This window comes from Algoriphagus jejuensis (genome assembly GCF_039523455.1).
GTDB classification, from domain to species: Bacteria; Bacteroidota; Bacteroidia; order Cytophagales; family Cyclobacteriaceae; genus Algoriphagus; species Algoriphagus jejuensis.
In genome coordinates, this window is the sequence record NZ_BAAAFI010000049.1 from 279,673 (window position 1) to 303,430 (window position 23,758).

At 47.1% G+C, this 23,758-nt stretch carries 24 protein-coding genes; 13 read left to right on the plus strand and 11 right to left on the minus strand.

Annotation, left to right across the window (positions count from 1 at the left end):
- Positions 1-16 precede the first annotated feature (16 nt).
- The 7 genes from accC to pdxA form a co-directional block, all read right to left on the minus strand.
- A complete protein-coding gene (gene accC / locus ABD031_RS22160) occupies positions 17-1,366 on the minus strand; it encodes an acetyl-CoA carboxylase biotin carboxylase subunit (protein WP_343855233.1) in 1,350 nt (449 codons plus the stop codon).
- A 25-nt stretch (positions 1,367-1,391) separates the two neighbouring features.
- Positions 1,392-1,868: an acetyl-CoA carboxylase biotin carboxyl carrier protein gene (gene accB, locus ABD031_RS22165; RefSeq protein ID WP_343855234.1), complete on the minus strand. Its 477-nt coding sequence runs from the start codon at positions 1,866-1,868 to the stop codon at positions 1,392-1,394.
- 94 nt (positions 1,869-1,962) lie between these two features.
- Entirely contained in the window at positions 1,963-2,526 is a 564-nt protein-coding gene (gene efp, locus ABD031_RS22170) for an elongation factor P (protein WP_343855236.1), read from the minus strand.
- Positions 2,527-2,551: 25 nt separating this feature from the next.
- Complete coding sequence (locus ABD031_RS22175) at positions 2,552-3,550, minus strand: beta-ketoacyl-ACP synthase III (protein ID WP_343855238.1); 999 nt, start codon at positions 3,548-3,550, stop codon at positions 2,552-2,554.
- 230 nt (positions 3,551-3,780) lie between these two features.
- Positions 3,781-3,972 (minus strand): 50S ribosomal protein L32, encoded by a 192-nt coding sequence (rpmF, locus tag ABD031_RS22180; protein WP_343855240.1) that lies wholly within the window; start codon positions 3,970-3,972, stop codon positions 3,781-3,783.
- A 12-nt stretch (positions 3,973-3,984) separates the two neighbouring features.
- Positions 3,985-4,563: a YceD family protein gene (locus tag ABD031_RS22185; RefSeq protein WP_343855242.1), complete on the minus strand. Its 579-nt coding sequence runs from the start codon at positions 4,561-4,563 to the stop codon at positions 3,985-3,987.
- Positions 4,564-4,672: 109 nt separating this feature from the next.
- On the minus strand, positions 4,673-5,695 hold the full coding sequence (gene pdxA, locus ABD031_RS22190; protein ID WP_343855244.1) for a 4-hydroxythreonine-4-phosphate dehydrogenase PdxA: 1,023 nt from the start codon (positions 5,693-5,695) through the stop codon (positions 4,673-4,675).
- 104 nt (positions 5,696-5,799) lie between these two features.
- On the opposite strand from pdxA, the gene rsmA reads away from it, so the two are divergent.
- The 5 genes from rsmA to ABD031_RS22215 all read left to right on the plus strand — a co-directional run bounded on the left by rsmA (position 5,800) and on the right by ABD031_RS22215 (position 10,056).
- Positions 5,800-6,585: a 16S rRNA (adenine(1518)-N(6)/adenine(1519)-N(6))-dimethyltransferase RsmA gene (gene rsmA, locus ABD031_RS22195; protein WP_343855246.1), complete on the plus strand. Its 786-nt coding sequence runs from the start codon at positions 5,800-5,802 to the stop codon at positions 6,583-6,585.
- Positions 6,572-7,939, plus strand: a complete 1,368-nt coding sequence (gene mgtE / locus ABD031_RS22200; protein ID WP_343855247.1) for a magnesium transporter — start codon at positions 6,572-6,574, stop codon at positions 7,937-7,939. Before rsmA ends, mgtE begins: the two co-directional genes overlap by 14 nt.
- A gap of 2 nt (positions 7,940-7,941) precedes the next feature.
- Positions 7,942-8,874 (plus strand): 2-hydroxyacid dehydrogenase, encoded by a 933-nt coding sequence (locus ABD031_RS22205; protein WP_343855248.1) that lies wholly within the window; start codon positions 7,942-7,944, stop codon positions 8,872-8,874.
- A gap of 157 nt (positions 8,875-9,031) precedes the next feature.
- Positions 9,032-9,505: a transcription elongation factor GreA gene (gene greA / locus ABD031_RS22210; RefSeq protein WP_343855250.1), complete on the plus strand. Its 474-nt coding sequence runs from the start codon at positions 9,032-9,034 to the stop codon at positions 9,503-9,505.
- 158 nt (positions 9,506-9,663) lie between these two features.
- On the plus strand, positions 9,664-10,056 hold the full coding sequence (locus ABD031_RS22215) for an HIT family protein (RefSeq protein WP_343855251.1): 393 nt from the start codon (positions 9,664-9,666) through the stop codon (positions 10,054-10,056).
- Between the two features lie 213 nt (positions 10,057-10,269).
- On the opposite strand, the gene ABD031_RS22220 is transcribed toward ABD031_RS22215, so the two are convergent.
- Entirely contained in the window at positions 10,270-11,013 is a 744-nt protein-coding gene (locus ABD031_RS22220) for a 3-keto-disaccharide hydrolase (protein ID WP_425542831.1), read from the minus strand.
- 253 nt (positions 11,014-11,266) lie between these two features.
- On the opposite strand from ABD031_RS22220, the gene ypfJ reads away from it, so the two are divergent.
- Positions 11,267-12,169: a KPN_02809 family neutral zinc metallopeptidase gene (gene ypfJ / locus ABD031_RS22225; protein WP_343855252.1), complete on the plus strand. Its 903-nt coding sequence runs from the start codon at positions 11,267-11,269 to the stop codon at positions 12,167-12,169.
- Between the two features lie 140 nt (positions 12,170-12,309).
- On the opposite strand, the gene ABD031_RS22230 is transcribed toward ypfJ, so the two are convergent.
- Positions 12,310-13,536 carry an Nramp family divalent metal transporter gene (locus ABD031_RS22230; RefSeq protein ID WP_343855254.1) on the minus strand — a complete coding sequence of 409 codons (1,227 nt, stop codon included), beginning with the start codon at positions 13,534-13,536 and terminating at the stop codon, positions 12,310-12,312.
- A gap of 189 nt (positions 13,537-13,725) precedes the next feature.
- Here ABD031_RS22230 and ABD031_RS22235 point away from each other — a divergent pair, with 189 nt between their 5' ends.
- The 3 genes from ABD031_RS22235 to ABD031_RS22245 all read left to right on the plus strand — a co-directional run bounded on the left by ABD031_RS22235 (position 13,726) and on the right by ABD031_RS22245 (position 17,923).
- Entirely contained in the window at positions 13,726-14,967 is a 1,242-nt protein-coding gene (locus tag ABD031_RS22235) for a DNA recombination protein RmuC (RefSeq protein ID WP_343855255.1), read from the plus strand.
- A gap of 158 nt (positions 14,968-15,125) precedes the next feature.
- Positions 15,126-16,472, plus strand: coding sequence for a Trk system potassium transporter TrkA (gene trkA, locus ABD031_RS22240; RefSeq protein WP_343855256.1), 1,347 nt, complete (start codon positions 15,126-15,128; stop codon positions 16,470-16,472).
- 2 nt (positions 16,473-16,474) lie between these two features.
- On the plus strand, positions 16,475-17,923 hold the full coding sequence (locus ABD031_RS22245) for a TrkH family potassium uptake protein (RefSeq protein ID WP_343855258.1): 1,449 nt from the start codon (positions 16,475-16,477) through the stop codon (positions 17,921-17,923).
- Here the strand turns inward: ABD031_RS22245 and ABD031_RS22250 are convergent.
- Entirely contained in the window at positions 17,920-20,379 is a 2,460-nt protein-coding gene (locus ABD031_RS22250) for a ligase-associated DNA damage response DEXH box helicase (protein ID WP_343855260.1), read from the minus strand. The two genes, ABD031_RS22245 and ABD031_RS22250, sit on opposite strands and share 4 nt — an antisense overlap.
- A 291-nt stretch (positions 20,380-20,670) precedes the next feature.
- Here ABD031_RS22250 and ABD031_RS22255 point away from each other — a divergent pair, with 291 nt between their 5' ends.
- The 4 genes from ABD031_RS22255 to ABD031_RS22270 all read left to right on the plus strand — a co-directional run bounded on the left by ABD031_RS22255 (position 20,671) and on the right by ABD031_RS22270 (position 23,067).
- Positions 20,671-21,183 carry a hypothetical protein gene (locus tag ABD031_RS22255; protein WP_343855261.1) on the plus strand — a complete coding sequence of 171 codons (513 nt, stop codon included), beginning with the start codon at positions 20,671-20,673 and terminating at the stop codon, positions 21,181-21,183.
- A gap of 180 nt (positions 21,184-21,363) precedes the next feature.
- Positions 21,364-22,008, plus strand: a complete 645-nt coding sequence (locus ABD031_RS22260; protein WP_343855263.1) for a hypothetical protein — start codon at positions 21,364-21,366, stop codon at positions 22,006-22,008.
- Positions 22,005-22,724 carry a DUF3307 domain-containing protein gene (locus ABD031_RS22265; RefSeq protein ID WP_343855264.1) on the plus strand — a complete coding sequence of 240 codons (720 nt, stop codon included), beginning with the start codon at positions 22,005-22,007 and terminating at the stop codon, positions 22,722-22,724. Before ABD031_RS22260 ends, ABD031_RS22265 begins: the two co-directional genes overlap by 4 nt.
- Positions 22,717-23,067 carry a hypothetical protein gene (locus ABD031_RS22270; protein WP_343855265.1) on the plus strand — a complete coding sequence of 117 codons (351 nt, stop codon included), beginning with the start codon at positions 22,717-22,719 and terminating at the stop codon, positions 23,065-23,067. Before ABD031_RS22265 ends, ABD031_RS22270 begins: the two co-directional genes overlap by 8 nt.
- Before the next feature lie 84 nt (positions 23,068-23,151).
- On the opposite strand, the gene ABD031_RS22275 is transcribed toward ABD031_RS22270, so the two are convergent.
- Complete coding sequence (locus tag ABD031_RS22275) at positions 23,152-23,751, minus strand: hypothetical protein (RefSeq protein ID WP_343855266.1); 600 nt, start codon at positions 23,749-23,751, stop codon at positions 23,152-23,154.
- Positions 23,752-23,758 lie beyond the last annotated feature (7 nt).

Here is a 23,758-nt window from a genome sequence, read left to right on the forward strand (position 1 = left end):
ATATGGTTTTTGAAAATCAGTACTTGACCACAGAGAAGTCAAAAGTCTCCAAAAATTTGGTAGTGAAGTCGCCTGCCTTGAATTGTTCGTTTTCCAAGAGTGCGATGTGGAAAGGAATCGTGGTTTTGATCCCGTCGATCACAAACTCTTCCAAGGCACGTTTCATCCTAACGATTACTTCTTCTCTGGACTGCCCACTCACAATGAGCTTGGCAATCATAGAATCGTAGTTTGGCGGAATGACGTAGCCCGCGTAGACGTGAGAATCGACTCTGACTCCACGGCCACCGGGGATGTGGAGGTTTTGGATCTTGCCCGGACTCGGTCTGAATCCATGTGCCACGTCTTCGGCGTTGATTCTACATTCCATTGCATAGAGCTTTGGGTAGTAGTTTCTTCCGGAGATTGTATCTCCAGCCGCGACTTTGATTTGCTCTTTGATCAGGTCAAAATCAGTCACTTCTTCGGTAATCGGATGCTCCACCTGGATTCGGGTGTTCATCTCCATAAAGTAGAAGTTGCGATCTTTGTCCACCAAGAATTCTATCGTCCCGGCACCTTCGTAGGCGATGGCTTCTGCGCCTTTGATGGCGGCTTTGCCCATAGCTTCTCTAAGCTCCTCAGTGATGAATGGAGAAGGCGTCTCTTCGACCAGTTTTTGGTGTCGTCTTTGGATCGAGCAATCACGCTCAGACAGGTGGCAAGCTTTTCCGGTTTTGTCTCCAATAATTTGGATTTCGATGTGGCGCGGCTCTTCGACGAATTTCTCGAGGTAGAGTCCATCATTTCCAAAAGCAGCTCCGGATTCCATCTTAGCGTCGTCCCAGGCTTTTTTGAATTCCTTGTCTTCCTTTACAATCCGCATTCCACGGCCCCCGCCACCGGCAGTAGCTTTCAGGATGACCGGATAGCCCATTTCGTTGGCGATCTTGAGGCCTTGCTCGATGGTGTCCACCAATCCGTCCGAACCAGGAATAGTCGGCACGCCGGCAGCTTTCATCGTTGCCTTTGCGGTGGCTTTGTCGCCCATTTTTGCGATCATGTCCGGAGACGCCCCGATAAATTTGATGCCGTATTCTTCACAGATTCTGGAGAATTCAGCATTCTCAGACAGAAAGCCGTAGCCAGGGTGGATCGCGTCAGCGTTGGTGATTTCAGCTGCTGCGATGATTCTTGGAATATTCAGATAGGATTCGCGGCTGGGAGCCGGTCCGATGCATACGGCTTCATCTGCAAAACGGACATGCAAGCTGTCTTTGTCCGCGGTGGAATAAACAGCTACAGTTTCGATCCCCATCTCTTTACAGGTTCGGATGATTCGTAGCGCGATTTCTCCGCGGTTTGCAATCAATATTTTTTTAAACACGGTCTTGTTTTGTTTAGTGAAAAAATCAGCCTGCCGGATCTACCAAGAACAATGGCTGATCGTACTCTACCGGTGTGGCATTGGCAACAAGGATTTTTACGATTTTACCGGAAATTTCAGACTCGATTTCGTTGAAAAGTTTCATCGCTTCGATGATGCAGACGGGTTCACCCGCTTTTATTGACGATCCTTCGCTCACGAAAGCAGGAGAATCAGGATTTGGGGTTAAATAAAACGTGCCAATCATCGGTGATTTAATCTCCAACAAATTGGAAGGTGTTGCTGCCGGAGCCGGAGCTGGTGCGGGATTGGCCGCCGGAGCTGGTGCAGCTGCGGCAGGTGTAGGTGAGTGAGCAGGCGCAGGTGCGGCGGCATGAATTACCTGAGCGCTTTCAGCGTATTTCTTGATGGAAAGTTCGAATTCCTCGGTCTTGATTTTGACCTCGGCCAGGCCGGAATTGGAGATGTAGTCGATCAATTCCTGGATCTCTTTAGCTTTCATAGGGTTCTTTTTTTGTGCAATGTCTTGAGACATTTTGGTTTGGGTTAAAACAGAAAAGCTGCATAATTTAATCAAATCATGCAGCTATTAATACTTATTTCACTCTTTCTGAATACGAGCCATCCCGAGTATCCACTTTAATTAGGATATCCTGCTCTACAAAAAGCGGTACCATTACGATCGCACCTGTTTCCACCGTGGCCGGTTTCAGGGCGTTGGTTGCTGTATCACCTTTGATTCCAGGCTCGGTATAGGTGATCATCAGCTCAACAAAAGGAGGCAATTCCACGGAAAGCGGAATTTCTTCTTCCGCATGTACGAGTATGTCGACATTTTGCCCGTCTTTCAGCAGGTTGGGTCTTTCGATCAGGCGTTCTTCCAAAGACATCTGTTCGAAATTCTCAGTGTCCATGAAGTTATAACCCATGTCGTCTTTGTACAGGAATTGATGAGGTCTTTTTTCGACGCGGGCGGTGGTTACTTTTTCACCTGCGTTGAAGGTTTTTTCCAGGGTCTTGCCAGTTCGGAGACTCTTCATCTTGGTGCGGACGAACGCGGCACCCTTTCCTGGTTTTACGTGCTGGAATTCGACGATGGAATAGATATCGTGGTTCAATTCCAGACAGAGTCCATTCTTAAAATCTGCGGTACTTGCCATAAAATTTAATGTATATGCGATAAAATTATTTTGGGTCGTAGCCCCATTTCAAGAAGATCGAGCCCCAAGTGAATCCGCCTCCGAAGGCCGCTAGGATCAGGTTGTCTCCTTTTTTTAACTGGCTTTCATATTCCCAAAGACATAGAGGGATGGTAGCTGCTGTGGTGTTACCGTAGCGCTCGATATTCATCATGACCTTTTCTGATCCGACGCCCATTCGGTTTGCGGTGGCGTCGATGATCCGCTTATTAGCTTGGTGGGGCACCAACCATGCGATGTCATCTCCGGATAGTCCGTTTCTTTCCATTACCTGCGCACTGACATCGGCCATGTTGGTCACGGCGAATTTAAAGACGGTAGAGCCTTCCTGATAGGCATAGTGTTCACGTGCGGCTAGCGTCTCAGCCGTGGCTGGCTTGCGGCTTCCGCCAGCTTTCATGTGGAGGTAGGGTGCACCTGCGCCGTCTGATTTCAAGATAGCGTCCATTATACCGAATTCTTCAGTAGTAGGCTCCAGCATCACTGCTCCTGCGCCGTCTCCGAATAGGATACAGGTGGTCCTGTCCTGATAGTCCACGATGGAGGACATTTTATCTGCTCCAATTACAACGACTTTTTTATGCGTCCCGCTCTGAATGAACTGTGCTCCAAGTTGAAGCGCGTATAAGAAACCGGAGCATGCGGCGCTGACGTCAAAGCTGTAGGAGTTTTTGGCTCCCACCAGGTCTGCGACCAGATTAGCCGACGATGGAAAAGGCATGTCAGGGGTCACAGTGGCACAGATGATAAGCTCCACGTCCATGGGATCTGTACCTGTTTTTTCCAACAGTTCTTTTACCGCTGCTGCGCCCATTACGGAAGTTCCCTGGTTTTCGCCTTTTAGGATTCTTCTTTCTTTGATGCCAGTGCGGGAGATGATCCATTCGTCGTTGGTTTCTACGAGTGATTCCAGCTCCTTATTTGTCAACCGGTATTCAGGTACATAGCCTTCAATGCCAGTGATCATGGCTCTTATTTTGTCCATTTGAATTGGTTTAATTGGAACAAGAATAGGTTGAAATGTTCCAAAATGGGTTGTTTTCTTTTCAGGAAGCCCCTGAGGAAGGCCAAAAATAGTATAATGGAATCTGACCACCAAAACCTAAGCGTCTATCAAGGTACAAGTTATTGCAATTCAGTTGCTTTCAGTTGATAAAAACGAAAAATCCACTCCTTGGCGGGAGTGGATTTATTAGTATTAAATTTTGAATGCGATTAAGACGCTACTTCTTTTTCGATGATTACCTGTCCCTTGTAGTACAGTTTGCCATCAAGCCAGAAAGCTCTGTGCGGCAGGTGCATTTCGCCGGTAGTTGGGCATTTTGCCAATCCCGGAGCTTCCAGTTTGTAATGAGTTCTTCTCTTATCTCTTCTGGTTTTCGAAATTTTGCGTTTAGGATGTGCCATTTTATGTGTGGTTTATGATTGTTCTTTGTTTTTTAATTTCATTAATTGTTCCCATCGGGGATCGACAGGCTTGGATTCTTGACTTGAATCCGGAGTTTCATCTTCAAGCTCGGTTTCCAGTTCGTCATCAATGTAGACGTAGCCGCCCTCTACCTCCAGATCTTCATTATCCAACTCATTTCTGTAGTCAGGATGGATCTTTTTGGCTGGTAATGCGAGCAAAATGAATTCATAGATGAGTTGGGCGACATTGATCGAAGGAGTGTCCCTGGTGATCATATACACGTCTTCATCTATTTCCTTCTCCTCAGCACCGTATTTATAGATCATTTTTTCGGAAAAATCCAAGGGCTGATCATATACTTCCAGGCTGCGGTCGCAGGTCAACTGCACGGTTCCTTTGATGTGAAAATTGAGCTCAATTACGTTGGCTCCTTTGTTGACGATGACCCGTGTGGTCAATCGGCCTTTCTCGACAATTTCGTTGTCTTCGAAGTTTTGGAAAAATGAATCGCCAATTTCAAAGTCGATTTCGTGTTTCCCTTCTTTGAACTTAATTACTTCAATATCAAAGGTTTTCCAGAATTTCACGATTTGTCCTCCCGATTTAAGTCCGCAAATGTAGGTAATTTTTTAAAATTGCTAAAGCGGAATTTAAAATAATATTTGGTTTTGCTTACTATTTTTGAACAATTACGTGCTAAGCATCCGAATGTTCAGGTTCATGCTGATAGATGATGTCTGCAGCCAGTAGCAAAGCGGCTCTCATGGAGCCTTCGTCTGCGATATTTTTTCCGGCAATGTTATAGGCCGTACCATGATCTGGAGAAGTGCGGATGACAGGTAGTCCGGCAGTGAAATTCACCCCTGAGCTGAATGCAATAGACTTGAACGGGATCAATCCCTGATCATGATACATGGCCAGAACGCCGTCAAATTTTTTCTGATGCATCATTCCAAAGAAACCATCCGCTGGGTAGGGGCCAAAGACATATTTGTTTTGATCCTTAAGTTCTTTGATTGCAGGCTTGATGACCTTTTCTTCTTCTTCACCCAAGAGCCCATCTTCGCCTGCATGAGGATTCAAGCCAAGAATCGCGATTTTTGGCTTATTGATTCCGAAATCTTGCTCTAAGCTTTTGAGGAAGATATTCGCCTTCTGCTGAATACGCTCTTTTGTGATGGCTTTGGAAACTTCCGCCAATGGCAGATGACCGGTTACCAGGCCAACGCGAAGGGTTTCATCCACCATCATCATTAGGCTGTCCCTCGCGCCCACGACTTGGGTGATGTATTCGGTATGTCCGATGAATTTGAAATCCTCGGAGTTAAGGTTGTTTTTGTTCAGCGGAGCGGTTACGAGTCCTTGGATTTTTCCGTCTTTTAGATCATTGACCGCTGCTTTGAGCGCTTCCAAGGCCATCTTGCCGGCTTCGACCGTTTCAACACCGGGGATAACCTCCGGGCAGTCCTCGGCTACATTGATCACATTTACCTTTCGGTGGTTGATCTCTTCCAAGGACCGAATCTGGGTGAAGTTGAAATCATCCAGATTCAAAAGCTTTCGATAAAAGGTAAGCGCCTTACCATGCCCATAGATCAAAGGTGTGAAAGATTTGAAAACGCGATTGTCCGCCAGGGCTTTCAAGGTGACTTCTATACCGACTCCGTTGATGTCTCCTATGCTGATTCCCAGGATGGGCCTTTGTTTTTTCACGTTCATGTTTTGAGCTGCTGATATTGGAGTCAGGGCAAAAATCCCCGACCGTTCTGGAATATTCCCTTAATTTTGGTCTGCAATTTATAAAAATTTATCAGAGCCAACCGATGGAAAAAGTCAAACCTAAAAAGCATCTTGGACAGCATTTCTTGACCGATTTGAGTATTGCCGAGCGTATTGCTCAGGCAGTCACCGGTCATAGAGGCGTGAATCAGGTGCTCGAAATCGGACCCGGGATGGGAGTGTTGACTGATTTCCTTCTCAAAAATCCCCAAGAGCTCCACTTGATCGAAATCGACAAGGAAAGTATTGTCTATCTCCATCAGAAATATCCTCAGCTTGAAGCTCGGATCATCGAGGGGGATTACCTCAAATACGATTCAGAACGGATTCTCCCGGCTCAGTATGCCATCGCGGGAAACTTTCCCTACAACATTTCCTCCCAGATTTTTTTCAAAGTATTGGAGGAAAAAAACCGGGTAACTGAAGTGGTGTGCATGCTGCAAAAAGAAGTAGCCAAACGAATAGCATCTCCAAAAGGAAACAAAGACTACGGAATTCTGTCCGTTCTTTTGCAGGCTTGGTATGACATTGAATACTTGTTTACAGTGCCTCCGGGCGTTTTTAACCCACCGCCAAAGGTCGATTCCGGGGTGATCCGACTGACTAGAAATTCCGTGGAAAAACTGGATTGTGACGAAAGGTTGTTTTTTAAAGTAGTCAAAGGAGGATTTTCAACCCGACGGAAAACCCTGCGAAATGCACTAAAGCCCTTCGGTCTTTCGGAGGAATTTAAGACAAACCCGATCTTAGACAAGCGTGCCGAGCAGTTGGATGTGGCCGAATTTGTGTATTTGACCCAACAAATCGAAAAGGATCGTGGAGCCAATTAAGCAGTTTGAACTTTCGAAAGAATACCTCGAAAGCCTCCGTATCGGGATCGAAGAGGAGCAGATCGATTCGATTAGAGAGTCTCTGGATGGAGTCAACGTGGCCGATATTGCTGCGCTTCTGGATGAGCTCGATATGCATGATTCGATCTACGTCCTGAGGTTGCTGGAAAAGCAACTTTCCGCGGACATTCTGATTGAGCTGGATGAAGACACAGCCACTAAGGTTCTACGCGAGCTGGAGACTTCTGAAGTAGGGTCGTGGATTGAGTTGATGGACTCCGATGATGGGGCCGATATTTTGAGTCTTTTTGGAGAAAAGGAAAGAGAAGATGTCATCGCCGAAATCCAGGACCGACTCAAACTGGAGCAGATCCTCGAACTCCTCCGCTACGAAGAAGATACGGCGGGTGGTATCATGGCCAAGGAATTTATCCGTGCCAACAAAAACTGGAATGTCGTCCAGACCATCGCTGAGATTCGCAGACAAGCCGAAAACGTGGAGAAGATCTACTCCATCTATGTGATCAACAATCGACAACAGCTGCTGGGTAGAGTTTCTCTGAAGAAAATAATCCTCGCAGGATCCGACACTAAGATTGAGGACATTTTTGATGAGGACGTCATCTCGGTGCCTGTTCACATGGATCAGGAAGAAGTCGCCGCAATCATGCGGAAGTACGACTTGGAATCTGTGCCGGTAATCAATCCCAAAAACAAGTTGGTCGGTAGAATTACCGTCGATGACATCTTGGACGTAGTCCAGGAAGAGGCAGACGAGGATATTCAGGCGATGTCCGGGGTATCTGCGGACATTGAAGAGTCTGACTCCGTATTTCGGATTTCCAAGGCCCGTCTCCCCTGGTTGCTCATCGGCGTGTTGGGAGGACTGATGGGAGCTCGAATTATTGGTTTTTTTGAGGTTGAGTTGGCCAAATACTTGGCGTTGGCGTCTTTTATCCCTCTTGTCGCTGCGACCGGAGGAAACGTCGGAATACAGGCATCCTCGCTGATTGTGCAGTCTTTGGCGTCAAAGTCGGCATTTGATGATACCCCGATGCAACGATTTTTGAAGGGACTTTTTGTCGCGGTCTTGAACGGAGTCGTGTTGGGCGCTTTTGTGTTTTTGGTGGTGGTTTTTGTTTATGGTTTCGAGCCAATATTTGGAATCACTATCGGAACGGCACTTTTTTGCGTGGTTCTTTTGGCTTCTTTTATGGGCACGGTGACACCGCTGGTACTGAATAGATTTGGTATCAACCCAGCCATCGCATCCGGGCCATTCATCACCACCACCAATGACTTGTTGGGGCTGACGGTATATTTTGGTGTGGCGATGCTTTTACTCAAACTTTAAAAATGAAGATTCTGATTATCGATGAGATGCACCTCAGCATTGTGGACATGCTGGAAAAAAATGGGCATCAGGTGACCTATTCACCCAAAATTACCCGCACGGAAATCCTCGATCAGGTCAGTGAATACGATGGCTTGATTATCCGCTCCAAGACTCCTATGGATCGTGAGCTTTTGAAAAAGGCTACCAATCTCAAGTTTATCGGAAGGGCAGGAGCGGGACTGGATCAAATAGATTTAGACTATATGGAGGAGCGGGGAATTAAGCTTTTCCATGCCGCCAAGGGCAACCGGGACGCCGTAGCTGAGCATGCGGTTGGAGGCCTGTTGGCTTTGTTCAATAATCTGAAAAAGGCCGACTCGGAAGTTAGAAAAGGAATTTGGGATCGCGAGGGCAACCGCGGATATGAGCTCATGGGCAAGACAGTTGGGATCATGGGCTACGGCAATATGGGGAAATCTTTTGCGAAGCGCTTGGCTGGTTTTGGGGTCAAGATTCTGGCATACGATAAGTACAAGTTCGACTTCGGCAATGACTTGGTGGAGGAGGTGACCTGGGAAAAAGTTAAGGCGGAGTCTGATGTGCTGAGTATCCATGTGCCGCTTACTCCGGAGACTCGGAATTTTCTCACCCTGGAGGAGCTGGAAAGTTTTGCAAAGCCGTTTTGGCTGATAAATACAGCAAGGGGGGAAGTCATAAGTTTTGAGACGTTAAATGCGGCGTTGGATCGAGGGATTCTGAGTGGCGCCGTACTCGATGTCTTGGAAAATGAGAAATTTCAGAGGTTTTCTCCGAGGCAAATAGAGGAATTTGAAAAGCTGGCCGCAAGAGAGAATGTGATCTTTTCACCGCACGTAGCTGGCTGGACATTTGAGTCTTATGAGAAGATCAACAGGGTTTTGGTTAAAAAAATCAAAAAGGCATTTGAGGACTGAAGTTCCGATTTTCAAATGAGAGGCTTGGGTGGCAAGATCTTGTTAAGTCAAAAAGCTTTCCTATCTTTGCCTAACAACATAAAGGCAAAAATAAAGTAACGGTCTCCACCACGTGACCGTTACTTTGTTTTTTGAGCCTTTTGCAAAGCTTAAAATTATGTCAAAAATACAATATTACACCGAAGAAGGTCTGAAGAAGCTAAAGGACGAACTTCAGGACCTAAAAACTAAAGGCAGGATCGATATTGCCCGCCAGATCGCAGAAGCCCGAGACAAGGGAGACTTGAGCGAGAATGCGGAATATGATGCGGCCAAAGATGCTCAGGGTCTTTTGGAACTGAAAATCGCCAAACTGGAAGCAGTCGTAGGGAATGCCAGAATCCTGGACAATTCTCAAATGGATACCTCGAAAGTGGGAATTCTGAGCACTGTGACGATCAAAAACGTGAAAAACGGAATGACGGTAACCTACAAATTGGTGTCTGAAGAGGAAGCCGATCTAAAAGCCGGGAAAATCTCGCTTGCATCTCCATTTGGAAAAGGATTAGTAGGAAAAGTCATCGGTGACATTGCAGATATCAACGCCCCGGCTGGCGTCATGCAATTCGAAATTTTGAATATTACCTACTAAAACTTATCCCGGATAATCCGGGATTTTTTGTAAGAAGATAGCTGACATCGGGCACGGAGGTTTTCACAAATTTTTGAATTGTGCTACTTCTCCAGAAGCTGGACTTTATTTTTCCGTCTCTTTTGGGTAGTTTCAGTTTATACACCTTTTTTAAAATCATGGCAAGTATTTTCACTAAAATCATCAACAGAGAGATTCCGGCACATATCGTTGCCGAGGACCAAAACTGCATTGCTTTTTTGGATATCATGCCCTTGGTCAAAGGACACGTACTGGTCGTGCCTAAGGAAGAGACGGACTACATCTTTGACATGGATCCGGATGCACTGGCCGAGTTAAACCGTTTTGCGCAGAAAGTAGCCAAAGCCATCGACAAAACCATCAAATGCACCCGTGTCGGAGTAGCTGTCATTGGTCTTGAAGTGCCTCACGTCCATATTCATTTAATCCCGATGCGGACGATGGATGATGTCAATTTTTCGAGGCCAAAGTTAAAATTGACGCAGGAAGAACTGGCGGAAGTGGCTGAGACGATCCGGAAGGGATTTTAGTGATCAGCCCTTCGACAAGCTCAGGGACCGACGGAGAGAGCAGGTTTGCGACTAAAGTGAGAATCCGCAGTCACTTTTCCCAAAAGATTAGCTAGTCCGTGAGTTACGAAACTCACGACGGCTGGGTTTTCGAAGCTCGAAACTAAAAAAAATGGTTCAAGCCTCTTGACTTGAACCATTGATGAGGCATTCTTCCGTCTTCTGTCTCCCGTCTCAAATCTTCTTTATCCATACGTTTCGGTAAAACACATCGTGTCCCTCGGCTTGAAGTTTCAGCCCGCCGGGCGTATCGGTGATGCCTTTTCCGCCGTCATTTCCACCATCTATTCCTGAATTTGGGCCGCCCCAGACCTGCTGGATTTCGACGTCGTCGTGGATTTTGACTCCGTTGAAGAAGAGCGTTACCCGCGCTTTCTCGGTCAATTTTCCATCTACAAACCGAGCTGCACGGAATTGAATGTCGTAGGCATTCCATTTTCCTATTCCATTGTACTCCTCAGAAGCTGGCAGATGCTCATTGATTACTGCAGCCATGCCGTGTGTTCCATAGTCTCCATCCAAGATCTGGATTTCATACCGGTTTTGGAGATAAACACCGCTGTTACCTCCCTCGTTTTTGATGAAAAACTCTACGTGCGCTTCGAAATCCCGAAACTCATCTTTAGTCACAATATCTGCTGCACCGTATTTTCCTCCTGCAGCTGCGGGATCGTTGCTACTAATTACTTTGCCGCCATCCACTGGATCGGTGACCTCTGGCCATTTGATCGGCATCTCTGCCGAATAACGAGGCCCTTCCCAATATTTCCAGTTTTTGTGAAGCGACTTGGCACTGCCGTCTAGGTAAACTTTTGCACCTTTTGGGGCTTTCGTTCCCAGGTAGGGTTGCTGCGAAAAAGCACCAACCGTACACAGCATGAAAAGGATGAGGGTAAAAGCAAGCGTTTTCAGTTTCATAGGTTTTGGGTATGGTTATTGGTTTTGTCAAAATTCGACAGGCTGTATTTTCTGCCGGATCAATTTGCTTAAATTTAGTCGAAATCAAACTTTTTATTCCCTGAAATCGAGCGCTTATCCTGCCACCTACAAGGTAACGGCATAAGCCGGCCTCGAGCATCTTGCAAACAACCGCTACAGGGAAGAAAGTCAACCATGCAAAATACATCCCGATGCTTATCCGGATGGCCTTCGAACCAAAAATTATAAAACCATGAAATGGCAAGGAAGAAGACAAAGCTCTAATGTAGATGATAGACGCGGACGAGGTGGATCAGGGATGGGTGGAGGTGGATTTAATCCGTTGCTACTGGGGCCGCTAGTCAAGATCCTGTTTTCAAAAACAGGGTTGATCATAGTCGGTATTTTTATCGTGGGCTCGATGGTCCTGGGATATAATCCGCTGAGTCTGATAGGAGGCATGCTTGGCGGAGGCGGTGGACAGGGTTTAACCACTGAAACCAATTATACGCCAACTGCCGAGGAGGACGAATTGGCTCGGTTTGCGGCGACGATTTTGGCCGATACAGAGGACGTTTGGAATGAGCAGTTGGAAGGCTATCGAGAACCTACTTTGGTGTTGTTTACCGGGTCTGTGAGTTCCGCTTGCGGTTCGGCGAGTAGTGCGACGGGGCCGTTCTATTGTCCTGCGGATGAAAAGTTATACATCGACCTAAGCTTCTTCGAGGAAATGGAAACCCGACTAAGCGCTGGAGGAGACTTTGCTTATGCCTATGTGATCGCTCACGAAGTCGGACATCATATCCAGAAGATCATGGGAATCACGGATGAGGTACACAATCTAAGAGGTAAAGTAAGTGAGAAAGAATACAATCAGAACTCGGTGAAACTGGAACTTCAGGCAGATTTTCTTGCAGGGGTATGGGCCAATCATAGTCAGAAATCCGCCGCAATGATGGAGCGCGGAGATCTGGATGAAGCATTGAACGCCGCCAATGCGATCGGTGACGACCGACTCCAAAGGCAGTCTTCCGGCAGAGTTGTCCCCGATTCATTCACCCACGGCACGTCGGCGCAGCGGATGAAGTGGTTCAAAAAGGGTTTCGACACAGGCGATCTGCGCCAGGGAGACACGTTTAGTGCTCCGGATTTATAGCTCTCAGTTGGAAACTCAAAATCAAAAGAATCTTCGGTGTTGCAATTTCATCATTCGACGTTCGATATAAAAAAATGAGGCCGACGATACCTGTGATTACTAACTGCCTGATGCCGTCAATCAGCCGCAGTCCTAAATACTCAAAACCAACCGAATACCGATCCCACACTTTTTATTCCCAATACCAGTGTGATCAACCAGATCAAAATAGCGATACCGGTGGCCAACGCTGTGTTCCTATGTTTTCCTAAAATAGAATGCTGAGCAGCAATCCAAATTATCCAACCGCTGATTATCGGGAGCAAAACTCCATTTGCAAGTTGTGCAAGCGTAATAAGTTGAATAGGCTTTATTCCAAAAAATGAAAAAGTCATGCCCAATCCGACGATCGCTCCCATACTCAGCCGCATGGGTTTGGATTTGATGTCCGTATCCCATCCCAAGATGCCGCAAACTACAAGACCCGCAGCAAGAGGAGCTGTAATTGACGAAGTCATGCCAGCCGCCAGCAAGCCAAAGCCCATCATGTAGCCGGCAAATTTCCCAAAAACAGTCTCCAAGCCTTTGGAGACATCGATTGCGGAGGTGATTTCTGTGCTGGTATTTGCCGCGCCGACAATCAAAATCGCCATGGAGACTACGCCACCCAAGATCACTGATACTGCGATGTCCCGTCGCATCAGCGGAAGATCAGACTCGTTTTTCCATCGTTGGTTGACTAGAGCCGCATAGAGAAAAAGATTGTACGGCACTACTGTAGTGCCAATTAAGGCCACGAGCGTCGGAATTTCTTGAACATTCCATTTTGGTATAAAACCCGCCAGGAGCTTCGAAATATCCGGTTTGGTTAAGGCTGCTGCGATCAAGAAGGCGACCGACATCAAAATCACCAAGGCCACGAGAACCCGCTCCAGAGTTTTGTAGCTGCCGGTCCATAGCAGCAAAAAAGCCAAAATTCCCAAGAGAAAATTACCCAGCTGGAGTTGGAGTCCGCTAAAATCCAATGTTGGAGCTTCCCAATAAAAAGCTAATCCAAGGTTTGCTCCTGCGATATTTCCCGATTCGTACGCAGCGTTGCCAAGGACAATAGCCAACAGCACCAAAATCATCGAGAAAATCCTGAAAACGGGCTTTCCGGTTTGATTTCTCAGTAGCGTACTCAGATCAGAACCGGTTACGATTCCTATTCTCCCGGAAATCTCCTGAAGCACGAGGGTGGCAACGATCGAAAGCACCATCGCCCAAATCAGGGAAAAGCCAAAATTTGCTCCTGCTAAGGTGCAGACCGTGACCGTTCCCGGCCCAATAAACGCGGCGGCAACCAGCGGGCCTGGTCCAATATTTCGAAAGAGATTTTTGAGATTCAAACCGGATTTTTTTTGAAAATAGAAATTTTCACAGGAAGTCGGATGTATGATTGCTATATCAAGAACTGGTGAGTTGAATTTTTGGCCAACAGAATGTGAAAGAGCGACGCAGCCTGTCGGACGGCCCGATTCTTTTCTGGGTGTAGAAAACAGAAAAAACTACCTTAATTGCCCTAAACTAATTCATCTATGCCGACGGATACTTTGCTGATTTTAGTCTTGAGCTTGCAGGTTCTGATCTTGGGTTTTGTTTTTCTCAGGGGGAAGGGAAATCAAGAAAAGCTCTTCCTTCAAGCCGAGTTAGCTCGAATGACCAGGGAGTTGGCCCAAGCTTTGGGCGAAGCCCGAAAAGAATCCAGCCTGCACCTAAGTCAGCAATTCGGACTGATTTTCGAAAACCAACGAGCCGGATCCAAGGAGCAAGGGGAGGCGTTGAAGGCTTTCGGGGACGTGGTGCGAAATACCATGCATGATTTGAACAATCTCCAACGGGAGAAATTCGGAGAGTTGACTCGCCGGCAAGACGAGTTGGTGAGAAACACCGAGATGCGTCTGGAGAAAATCCGGGAAACGGTCGACGAAAAGCTGCAAAAAACGCTCGAAGCCCGACTCGGGCAATCTTTTGAACTCGTGAGCAATCAACTCCAAGCCGTCCAAAAGGGCCTCGGAGAGATGCAGTCGCTGGCCAACGGCGTGGGGGATCTGAAGCGGGTTTTGACCAATGTGAAAAGCCGGGGCGTTTTGGGCGAGTATCAACTGCAGGCCCTGCTGGAAAACATGCTTTCTCCGGATCAATATATCCTAAATGCTGCCATCAACGGTGGCCGTGAGCGAGTAGAGTTTGCGGTAAAGATGCCCGGACAGGATGCACAGGTATTGCTGCCAATCGACTCCAAATTCCCCCAAGAATCCTACTTGAGGCTGGTTGATGCCTACGAGTTGGGTGAAAAAACTGCCATTGATGCCTATCGTTTAGAGCTGATCCGAGCCGTGAAAAAATCCGCCGCCGACATCCAAAGCAAATACATTCAACCACCGGGGACGACGGATTTTGCGATTCTTTTTCTCCCCGTGGAAAGTCTCTACGCCGAAATCCTTCGGGAGCCTGGCCTTGCCCAGCAAATCCAGCAGGACTTCAAAGTAATCGTTACCGGGCCGACTACGCTGTCGGCAATCTTGAATTCACTCCAGATGGGCTTTCGGACTTTGGCTATTCAAAAGCGGAGCTCGGAGGTCTGGCAGGTCCTCAGTGCGGTCAAATCGGAATTTGGAAAATTTGGTGATTTGCTCGAAAAGACCCAGAAGAAGCTCAATGAAGCTAATACCGAATTGGATAAACTCGTTGGGGTGAGAACCCGCATGATTCAGCAAAAACTGAAGGGAGTTCATGAGCTTCCTGAGGTGGAAAGCAAGACACTCTTGGAAGACTGACCACGGTCTGAACAAGAAAATCCCGGTGAAAAGAAGGTTTGGATCAGCGCTTATAATTACCTTTTAGGTATCAAGCAAAAGAAAATAGCCTATATCCTGAAAACCATGAATAAAGCTTTTAATTTTGCCACCCTTCAAGATCACACGGGAATACCTCTATGGGGATGAACATTGTAATCGCCGGAGCCGGAGATATGGGATACCATCTGGCTGAGCGATTAAGTTATGACAACAAGGACATCACGCTGATTGACACCGATCGGAGCGTCTTGGACTATGTAGCTTCCAAGCTTGACGTACTGACTATTCAGGGCGACGCCACATCGATCGACGTGCTTCAGCAGGCGAATGTAGAGGACGCCAGCATGCTGTTGGCAGTCACGACCTCCGAAAAAACAAACCTCGTCACGGCAGTTTTGGCCAAGCAACTCGGTGCGAAGCGTGTGATGGCAAGGGTCAGAAACCACTCTTATTTGAACGAGGAAAATGTGCCCTATTTCCATAATCTGGGCATTGACAACCTGATCTCACCGACCATGCTTTGCTCACGGGAGATTCACAAGATGATCCAAAATTCCAGCTTTACGGAAGTCTTTGACTTTGGTGGTGGTAAGCTAAACATCGTCGGAATTACGCTCGATCAATACAGCCCACTGGTCAATCAGCGGATCATGGATACAAAAGAAGATCCGATCTACGAGGATATCCGCATCATCGCGATTGTCCGTGATCAGAAGACGATCATCCCCCGCGGTAATACGATCATACGAAACAACGATCACGCGTTTTTCATTTCACACAAGAAAAACACCGAGACAATCATCAATGCGCTCGGTCAGAAAAAGGTGAAGATCAAGAATGTGATGATCATAGGCGGTGACGACATGGCGGTGACCACTGCCTTGAAGCTGCAAAAAGATTACCGGGTGACGTTGGTCAACAATGAGAAAGACCGCTGCAAATGGCTAGCCGAACAGCTGCCGAATACTTTGGTGATCAACGGGGACTACAAAAATATAGAACTCCTGGTTGAAGAGGGGTTGGAGCAGATGGATGCATTTTTGGCCTTGACGATGTCATCCGAGACTAACATCATCGCCAGTCTTTCTGCCAAGAATCACGGTGTGTATAAAACGATTGCCCATGTTGATACCCGCGAGTACATCCATATTTCACATAGTATCGGTGTCGATTCCTTGATCAATAAAAAGCTTGTGGCGGCCAATGAAATCACGCGTTACCTGAGAAAAGGGACTGTGGACGCTGTTTCTGGTATCTATGGGGTCGATGCGGAATTCATCCAATACAGTGTCTGCAAGACGAACCGACTGACCAAACATCCGCTGCGGGAGCTTCATTTTCCGTCGACGGCGATTGTTGCCGGAGTGATTCGCGGCGAAAACGTTCACATCCCCGACGGCGATTTTACACTTCAGGTGGATGACAAAGCCATCGTTTTGGCACTCCCTGAAGCAAAGCTGGCTTTGGAAAAACTTTTTCATTAAGCATGATTCATTTAAAGGCGCTTGGGAAAATCATGGGAGCCCTGATGTTTTTGATCGGGGTGCTGATGTTACCGGCGGTATTCATTTCATGGATCTATGGGGAAGACTCATCCCCGATAGTCATCTCTGCGGCTATATCGTTGTCTATAGGGTTGATCTTTTATTTTTCCTTTGCCAAGTATGATCAGCTGATCCGCAAACGCGAAGGATACTTGGTTGTGACCCTGAGTTGGTTGATCATGACTATTTTCGGGATGTTGCCATTTTTTCTTTCTGACCATGTGCACACGATCAGTGACGCCGTGTTTGAGACGGTTTCCGGTTTGACCACCACCGGAGCATCTATTTTGACTGATATCGAAGCGATGCCCAAAGGCTTACTCTTTTGGAGAAGCATGACGCAGTGGATCGGAGGGTTGGGGATCATTGTGTTGACCGTTGCTATTTTCCCTTTGTTGGGAATTGGCGGTAGTGAGCTCTTTGTAGCCGAATCACCAGGGCCGACTTCTGACAAGGTTCATCCGCGGATATCGGAGACGGCGAAGCGACTTTGGTACATCTATGTCGGCTTGACGGTCGCTGCAACAATGCTGTATTGGGCAGGAGGGATGGCCTTTTATGATGCCATTAATCATAGTTTGACAACGATGGCGACGGGTGGATTTTCTACGAAAAACGCCAGCATGGCCTTCTATGACTCGGCCTTTATCCAGTATGTCGCGATCATTTTCATGTTTTTGGCAGGGACAAACTTCACGCTGATTTACTTTGGTTTGGTGGGGAAATTTTCCCGTATCGTGAAGAGCGACGAGTTCAAAGCCTATGCCGGAGCAGTGGTGCTTTTGACCCTCATCGTTTTCACAGGAATCCTGATGCACTCGGACTACTCCGGAGAATTGGCCTTTAGAAAAGCTGCTTTCCAAGTCGTTTCTATCATTACTACGACCGGTTTTGTGACTGACGATTATACCCAGTACGGGATGGGAATCACGTTCATTTGCTTCATGATGCTGTTTTTGGGTGGTTCAGCTGGTTCGACCGCAGGCAGTATAAAGTTCGTCCGGCACATGGTGTTTTTGAAAAACTCCTGGTTGGAATTCAAGCGCATCGTACACCCTCGGGCGATAGTTCCCTTGATCATCAATGGCGAGATGGTATCCGGGAGGATCATCAACAACATCATGAACTTCCTGCTGATTTACCTCAGTACCTTTGTGATAGGATCGTTGACGATTTCTGTTTTGGGATATGATTTGGAAACTTCACTTGGTGCTGTGGCAACTTGTTTGGGAAATGTTGGTCCTGCGATTGGCAAAGTCGGCCCAGTCGACAATTTTGCCTTTTTCTCGCCTGCGGCAAAGAACGTGTTGTCTTTCCTGATGCTCTTGGGAAGACTGGAACTGTTTACCATTCTGATCCTGTTTACGCCTTTCTTCTGGAGAGCGAATTAGTCATCCGCAGTCATCTGAGCGAGGATTTTGGCAATCTTTTCCTCGATAGGTTCTGACGAAATACTCGATCTACTCAAGCGATCCACCATCAGCGGAAATGAGAACGGTGTGAACTGAACGGGGTGTTTGATCACTATATTCAATCGATTGATTTTGGTCATCGCCTGCACAAACTTTTCCTGTTCCATCTGCTGGTTTAAGGCTTCCTTGTGCGCTTGCTTCAGCAATAGGCTGTCTGGATCATATTGCTCAAAGACCTGGAAAAGCAGACTTGAATTGGCCTGAACGTGTTTAAATGTCATCGGCTTGCCGGGATATCCCTGAAAAATCAGTCCTGCGATGCTCGCAATTTCCCGGAATTTCCTGCGCGACATTTCGCTTTCGTTCACGCAGTGCAGGATGTCGCGATCGATGTTTTTGAGTGAGAAAATATCTTCCTCCATGATTTCCTCAGGAGAAATGTAGACATCGGAAAGTAGCTCAAATCCATAGTCATTCATCGCCATATTGAGCGAAACCGGAAAACTCTGAGAAATCCGATAAGCGATCAACGCGCTCATGAGTTCGTGGATCATGCGGCCCTCGAAAGGATAAAAGAACAGGTGAAACCCTTCCTCACTCCGATGTGTCTCGATCAAAAAAGTATCCCGATCCGGTACGACAGACAGCTTCGACTGCAAATCCAAAATCGGTAAAACCCGTCTGACTTCTTCCGATTTGATCACTCCTGAGTTGTACTGCTGAAAGATCTCCCTGATCTTGTCCGCGAGCATTGACGAGAGAGACATTCGTGCGCCCGACCAGCTGACCACGTTGCCGGTTTTCTTTTCTGAAACCCGTACAAACGCGCTCAGGTCCTTCACCTGTAGCAACTCCAGGCTTTTTCCCGTAAAGAAAAATCGGTCACCGATCTTCATCTTGGCAATGAAAGACTCCTCAACAGTGCCGAGATACGCCCCATTTTTAAATTTGACTTTAAGCGTTGGATCCGAGACAATTGTGCCCATCGAGAGTCGATGTTTCATGGCGATCCGCTTGTTTGTTACCCGATAGATTCCATCTTCTCCTTGGACTACTTTGAGGTAATCTTCATAACTCCCCAGCGAAGCGCCGCCTTTAGTGATGAAGTCCATCATCCAGTTCATTTCCTTCCAAGTCAAATCCCGAAAAGAAAATGTTCTTGTGACAATTGGGAAAATCACTGCGGGATCAAATCCTGCGCCTACGGCTAAAGTCACCAGAAACTGGATCAGCACGTCGTAGGGGAGTTGAGGGGTAAACTGCGACTCGGTTTCACCTTTCTCGATGGCGTCTCTTAGTGCTGCCGCCTCGATCAGTTCTAGGGAATTGGTTGGGACGAAAAAGATTTTGGAGGGCAAGCCCGGCTGATGGCCCGCCCGGCCGGCGCGCTGCACAAATCTTGCGACCCCCTTGGGACTACCCACTTGTATCACCCTATCCACCGGACGAAAATCCACACCCAAGTCTAAACTGGAGGTACAGATGACCAGTTTGAGTTTGCCCTCGTGCAGGGCATTTTCTACCCAAGCCCGCACGGAATTGTCCAAAGAACCATGGTGCATGGCAATCCAACCAGCCCAGTCGGGTCTGGTATCGAGGATTTTTTGATACCAGATTTCGGTTTGGGATCGGGTATTGGTGAACATCAAAACCGACTTTCCGGCTTCGATGATAGGGATGACCTGATCCATCATCCGGATGCCTAAGTGGCCTGACCAGGGATATTTTTCTATTTCCTCCGGAAAAACCGACTGGAGGATGATCTCCTTGTTGATCTTGGCTTTGATGATGTGGACTGGGAGATTTTCTCCCAAAAGTGCTTGTGCAGCCTCCTCCAAATTGCCGATGGTAGCCGAAATCGCCCACCTGCGAAAGGTCAACGGGCAGATCGATTGGATGTATTCCAGGGCAAGTTGGACTTGGACTCCTCGCTTGTTACCGACGAGCTCATGCCATTCGTCCACGACGATGGCTTTGACGGTCTGGAACATGGCTTGGTGATCGGACTGAGCGATCAATACATGCAGGGTTTCCGGCGTGGTGATCAGACACTCGGGAGGACGTCGCTTCATCGCGGCTCGGGTTTTGGTGTCCGTGTCGCCGTTTCTCACCGCTACCTGCCAAGGTAGGCCGATCACGTCGCAGACTTCCTGCATCGCTTTTTGGATGTCTTGTGCCAAAGCTCGGAGAGGTGTCACCCAAATCAGCTGAGTGCCATTGTTTCGAGCTTTCTGCCAAGAGTGTGGATTGTCTTGGATGAACTCCAAAATGGCGGGGAACCAAAGTGCGAAAGTCTTCCCCGATCCTGTGGGTGCGTTGAGCAAGCCGGATTTGCCGTCCAAAAAATCCGTCCAGGTTTCGATCTGGAAAGGAAATGGCGTCCAGCCTTTCTTTTCAAAATATTCCAGACCAACAGCTAGCCGCTTATCTTCCATGGATTTTCAAGAATTTTAATTTATCTGGCTCTTCACTTTGATCATTCTTTTGCGGAGCAAATTTGGTTGTTTGCAAATTGGGCTGAAATTATTGTTTTGATAATTCCCGTGACGCTATTTGTCGATGAATGTGGTATTTTTCCAAAGTAATTAAACAGGATACGAAAGCTTTTCGTTACTTGAAAAAAAACTGAACCCCCATGAAATCGAGCATGTCGACAATGACACACACTGGGATGATTATTATTCATGCGAGATTCCATGTGTCCAATAAAAATCAATTATAAGCCCATGAAAAAGTTGTTTTTAGCATTTTTGATCGTTGCCGGATTGGGAGCATGCACCGAAGACGAGCCCGATCTGTACACAGGCCAGCAAATGGAGTTTGATTTATTCAAGTCCAGCGATTTTGACTACAACGGGGCGCTTACGGTGAAGGAACTGCGGGACGGCAAGATGGAATTTGAGATCCAACTTGAAGGAGCTAAGTCTGCTACTGAGATTAAATTTCCAGCCCACCTTCATTTTGGGGGATATGATCAAGCAGATGCACCGATTGCTTTTATGCTGAATCCCGTGTCTTCCAAAGATTTAAAAAGCTCCACCGTCTTGGGCACGCTCTCAGACGGGATCAATCTGACTTTTGAGCAGATGAAAACATTCGACGGACATGTAAAAATCCATCTGGCCAATGAAGGCCCCGATTATACGGTGATCTTGGTCGCTGGCAATGTGGGCGCGAACTTCTCCGATGAGGTAGGTTTTGATCCTGCAAAAATGGCAATCTGTGGCAAAAGCTTCTAAACTGAACTAGTTTTTAACATCAAAGGCAGCCTATTGGTTGCTTTTTTGTTTGGTGGAGGTTGATCCAACTTATTGCTTAACTATGCAATAATTTCGATTATTGCTTAATCATGCAATAATTTAAAATATTGCGTAACCATGCAATATTCTGTACTTTGTGTCATTGTTAATTTCCGGGTAATGATTGCAGTTATAAAAGGAGATATAGTCGCATCCAGAAAAGTCGAAGACCAGGATATCTGGTTGAAGCCGCTGAAAGACCTGCTAGCCAAATGGGGGAGTACCCCGGAACAGTGGGAAGTGGTCTGGGGTGATTTTTTTCAAGTGGAAATACCCAATCCGGCAGATGCACTTCAGGTTGCTTTTGAAATCAAAACGCTCGTCAAAAAAACCAAGCCGCTCGCATCCGAAAAGAAGATGAGTATCATAGACGTGCGGATGGCAATCGGGATCGGCGAAAAAACCTATTCTGGCAAACGCATTTCGGAAAGCAACGGCACCGCTTTTATCTACTCGGGAGAGAAATTTGACACGCTAAAAAAGGAAAACGCAACGATCGGCGTCAAAAGCAACTGGCAAACATTTGACGAAGAGGTGAACCTCTATCTGAAATTGACTAATACGCTGATGGAGCGCTGGACCGTATCCTCTGCCGAACTGATGGACATTGTCTTACAAAATCCCGACGTGACTCAAGAAGAAATCGGGAGACAATTGGGGATCAAACAAAGCGGCGTAAGCGGAAGATGGAGTCGGGCATGCATCGATGAGATTTTGAAAGTGGAAAGTATGTTCCGCAAGAAAATTGAAGTACTCCTGCCATGATCATCCTGTTGAAGTTGATCCTTGCCCACTTTGTCGGTGACTTTATCTTGCAACCCAAGGCGTGGGTGGCAGACAAGGAGCAATTCAAAGCCAAGTCGCCCAAACTGTATCTGCACATTCTGCTGCATGGATTGCTGGTCTTGGTTTTCCTGTGGGATTGGCGATACTGGTTACTGGCTTTGGCGGTGACGATCATACACGGACTCATCGATCTCACCAAACTGAATGCACAAACGGAGGCCACTAAGCCGAAATGGTTCCTGATAGATCAGGGATTGCATCTCGTCAGTCTGGTGTTGGTAGCAAGTTTTTGGATTCAGCCACAGCTGGGTGACTTTTTTTCCTTGATTGAAAGCAAGAATAGTTGGGTGTATGTGACCGCAGTTACTTTTTTGACCGCAGTAAGTGGGATAGTCATCCAAGTGGTGCTGTCCACTTGGGCGAGCGTTTTGGATGACAGCAACGAAGAATCCCTTCACAACGCCGGTAGATATATCGGCATCTTGGAGCGGCTGTTTGTGTTCACGTTTGTGGTGACAGGCAATTGGGAAGCAATTGGTTTTTTGTTGGCAGCCAAATCGGTCTTTCGATTTGGTGACTTGAAAGAATCCAAAGATCGGAAATTGACCGAATACATCCTGATCGGAACACTGCTGAGCTTTGGGATTGCCATCGCAACCGGGATGCTGGTGCTAACTTTGGTGTCAAATGGATAGTCTCAATCACACTATCTGGTCAACCGAATCGCTGTGGTTTGAAGTAGCCGTGGTCAGTATTGTATTTGCCTTGGGCAATATATTGATGGGGCATTTTGAGGAAAGGACTCCAAAACTCCGACGGCTTGGAAAGTATCTTTTGATGCTTTTGATCGTCTGTGGAGTTTCAGTTTTACTTGGACGAACCGTCGCAATGACTTTGCTTGCCAGCATTCTTATTCCTGTGTTATACATTCACGGCTACTATTTGCCCAGAAAGAAAGGAATCAACGGCTGGACTGGAGAGCCGAAAAGCAAGTACTATGAGTTTCGAAAGTGGGACAAAGACATCTTTTCGAAGTAAACAACGTGCCTGAATACCCCTCTCAATCCTTATAAAAATGAAGGCAGCCAATCGGCTGCCTTCGATGTTTTTGCTGGATTTCAATCAATTGTTGATGACCACCGGAAAGGTGATGTCCAAATCAGTTTCTCCACCAGCCTGCTCGTAAGTAGAGAAGTTGGGATTCGTAGCTCCCGGATAGCTTTTGTCTAGATCATGTCTGAGGACGATCTGCATCAGCGTATTGTTAGTGCCTGGAGAGGAGGAGACCGTCAGCTCGGTCTGCAAACCGATCAGTTCTCCGCTTGGGTCATCATAAGCGATCGCTAGGATATTACCGGTGAAGGCGGTGCCAAGGAAATAGAATTGGTGCTCGTCGCTTTCTTCCAGGATTTCCTCGGTGATATCTTCTCCGGCGATTGAGTTCGCCACCTCGATCATCATGAGATACTTTTTGCCTTTTTGCAGGTTTACAGTCTCAATGGTGGGCGAACCGCCGGTTTCGATTCCTTCTGGATCGCTTGCTTTGGCAGAAAAAGGAGTACCGACAGGGCTTCCGCTGGCATCCAGTTCTTGAAAATTCAAGGTTACGTCTGTGATCAGTTCGCCGTCGTTTTCCGCGACAGGATCATCGCTTTCGCAGGACGAAAATGTGATCGCAAGAGTGGTGAAAAGCAAGAGTGGTAGTTTGTGGAAAGTGTTCATGTTGGAT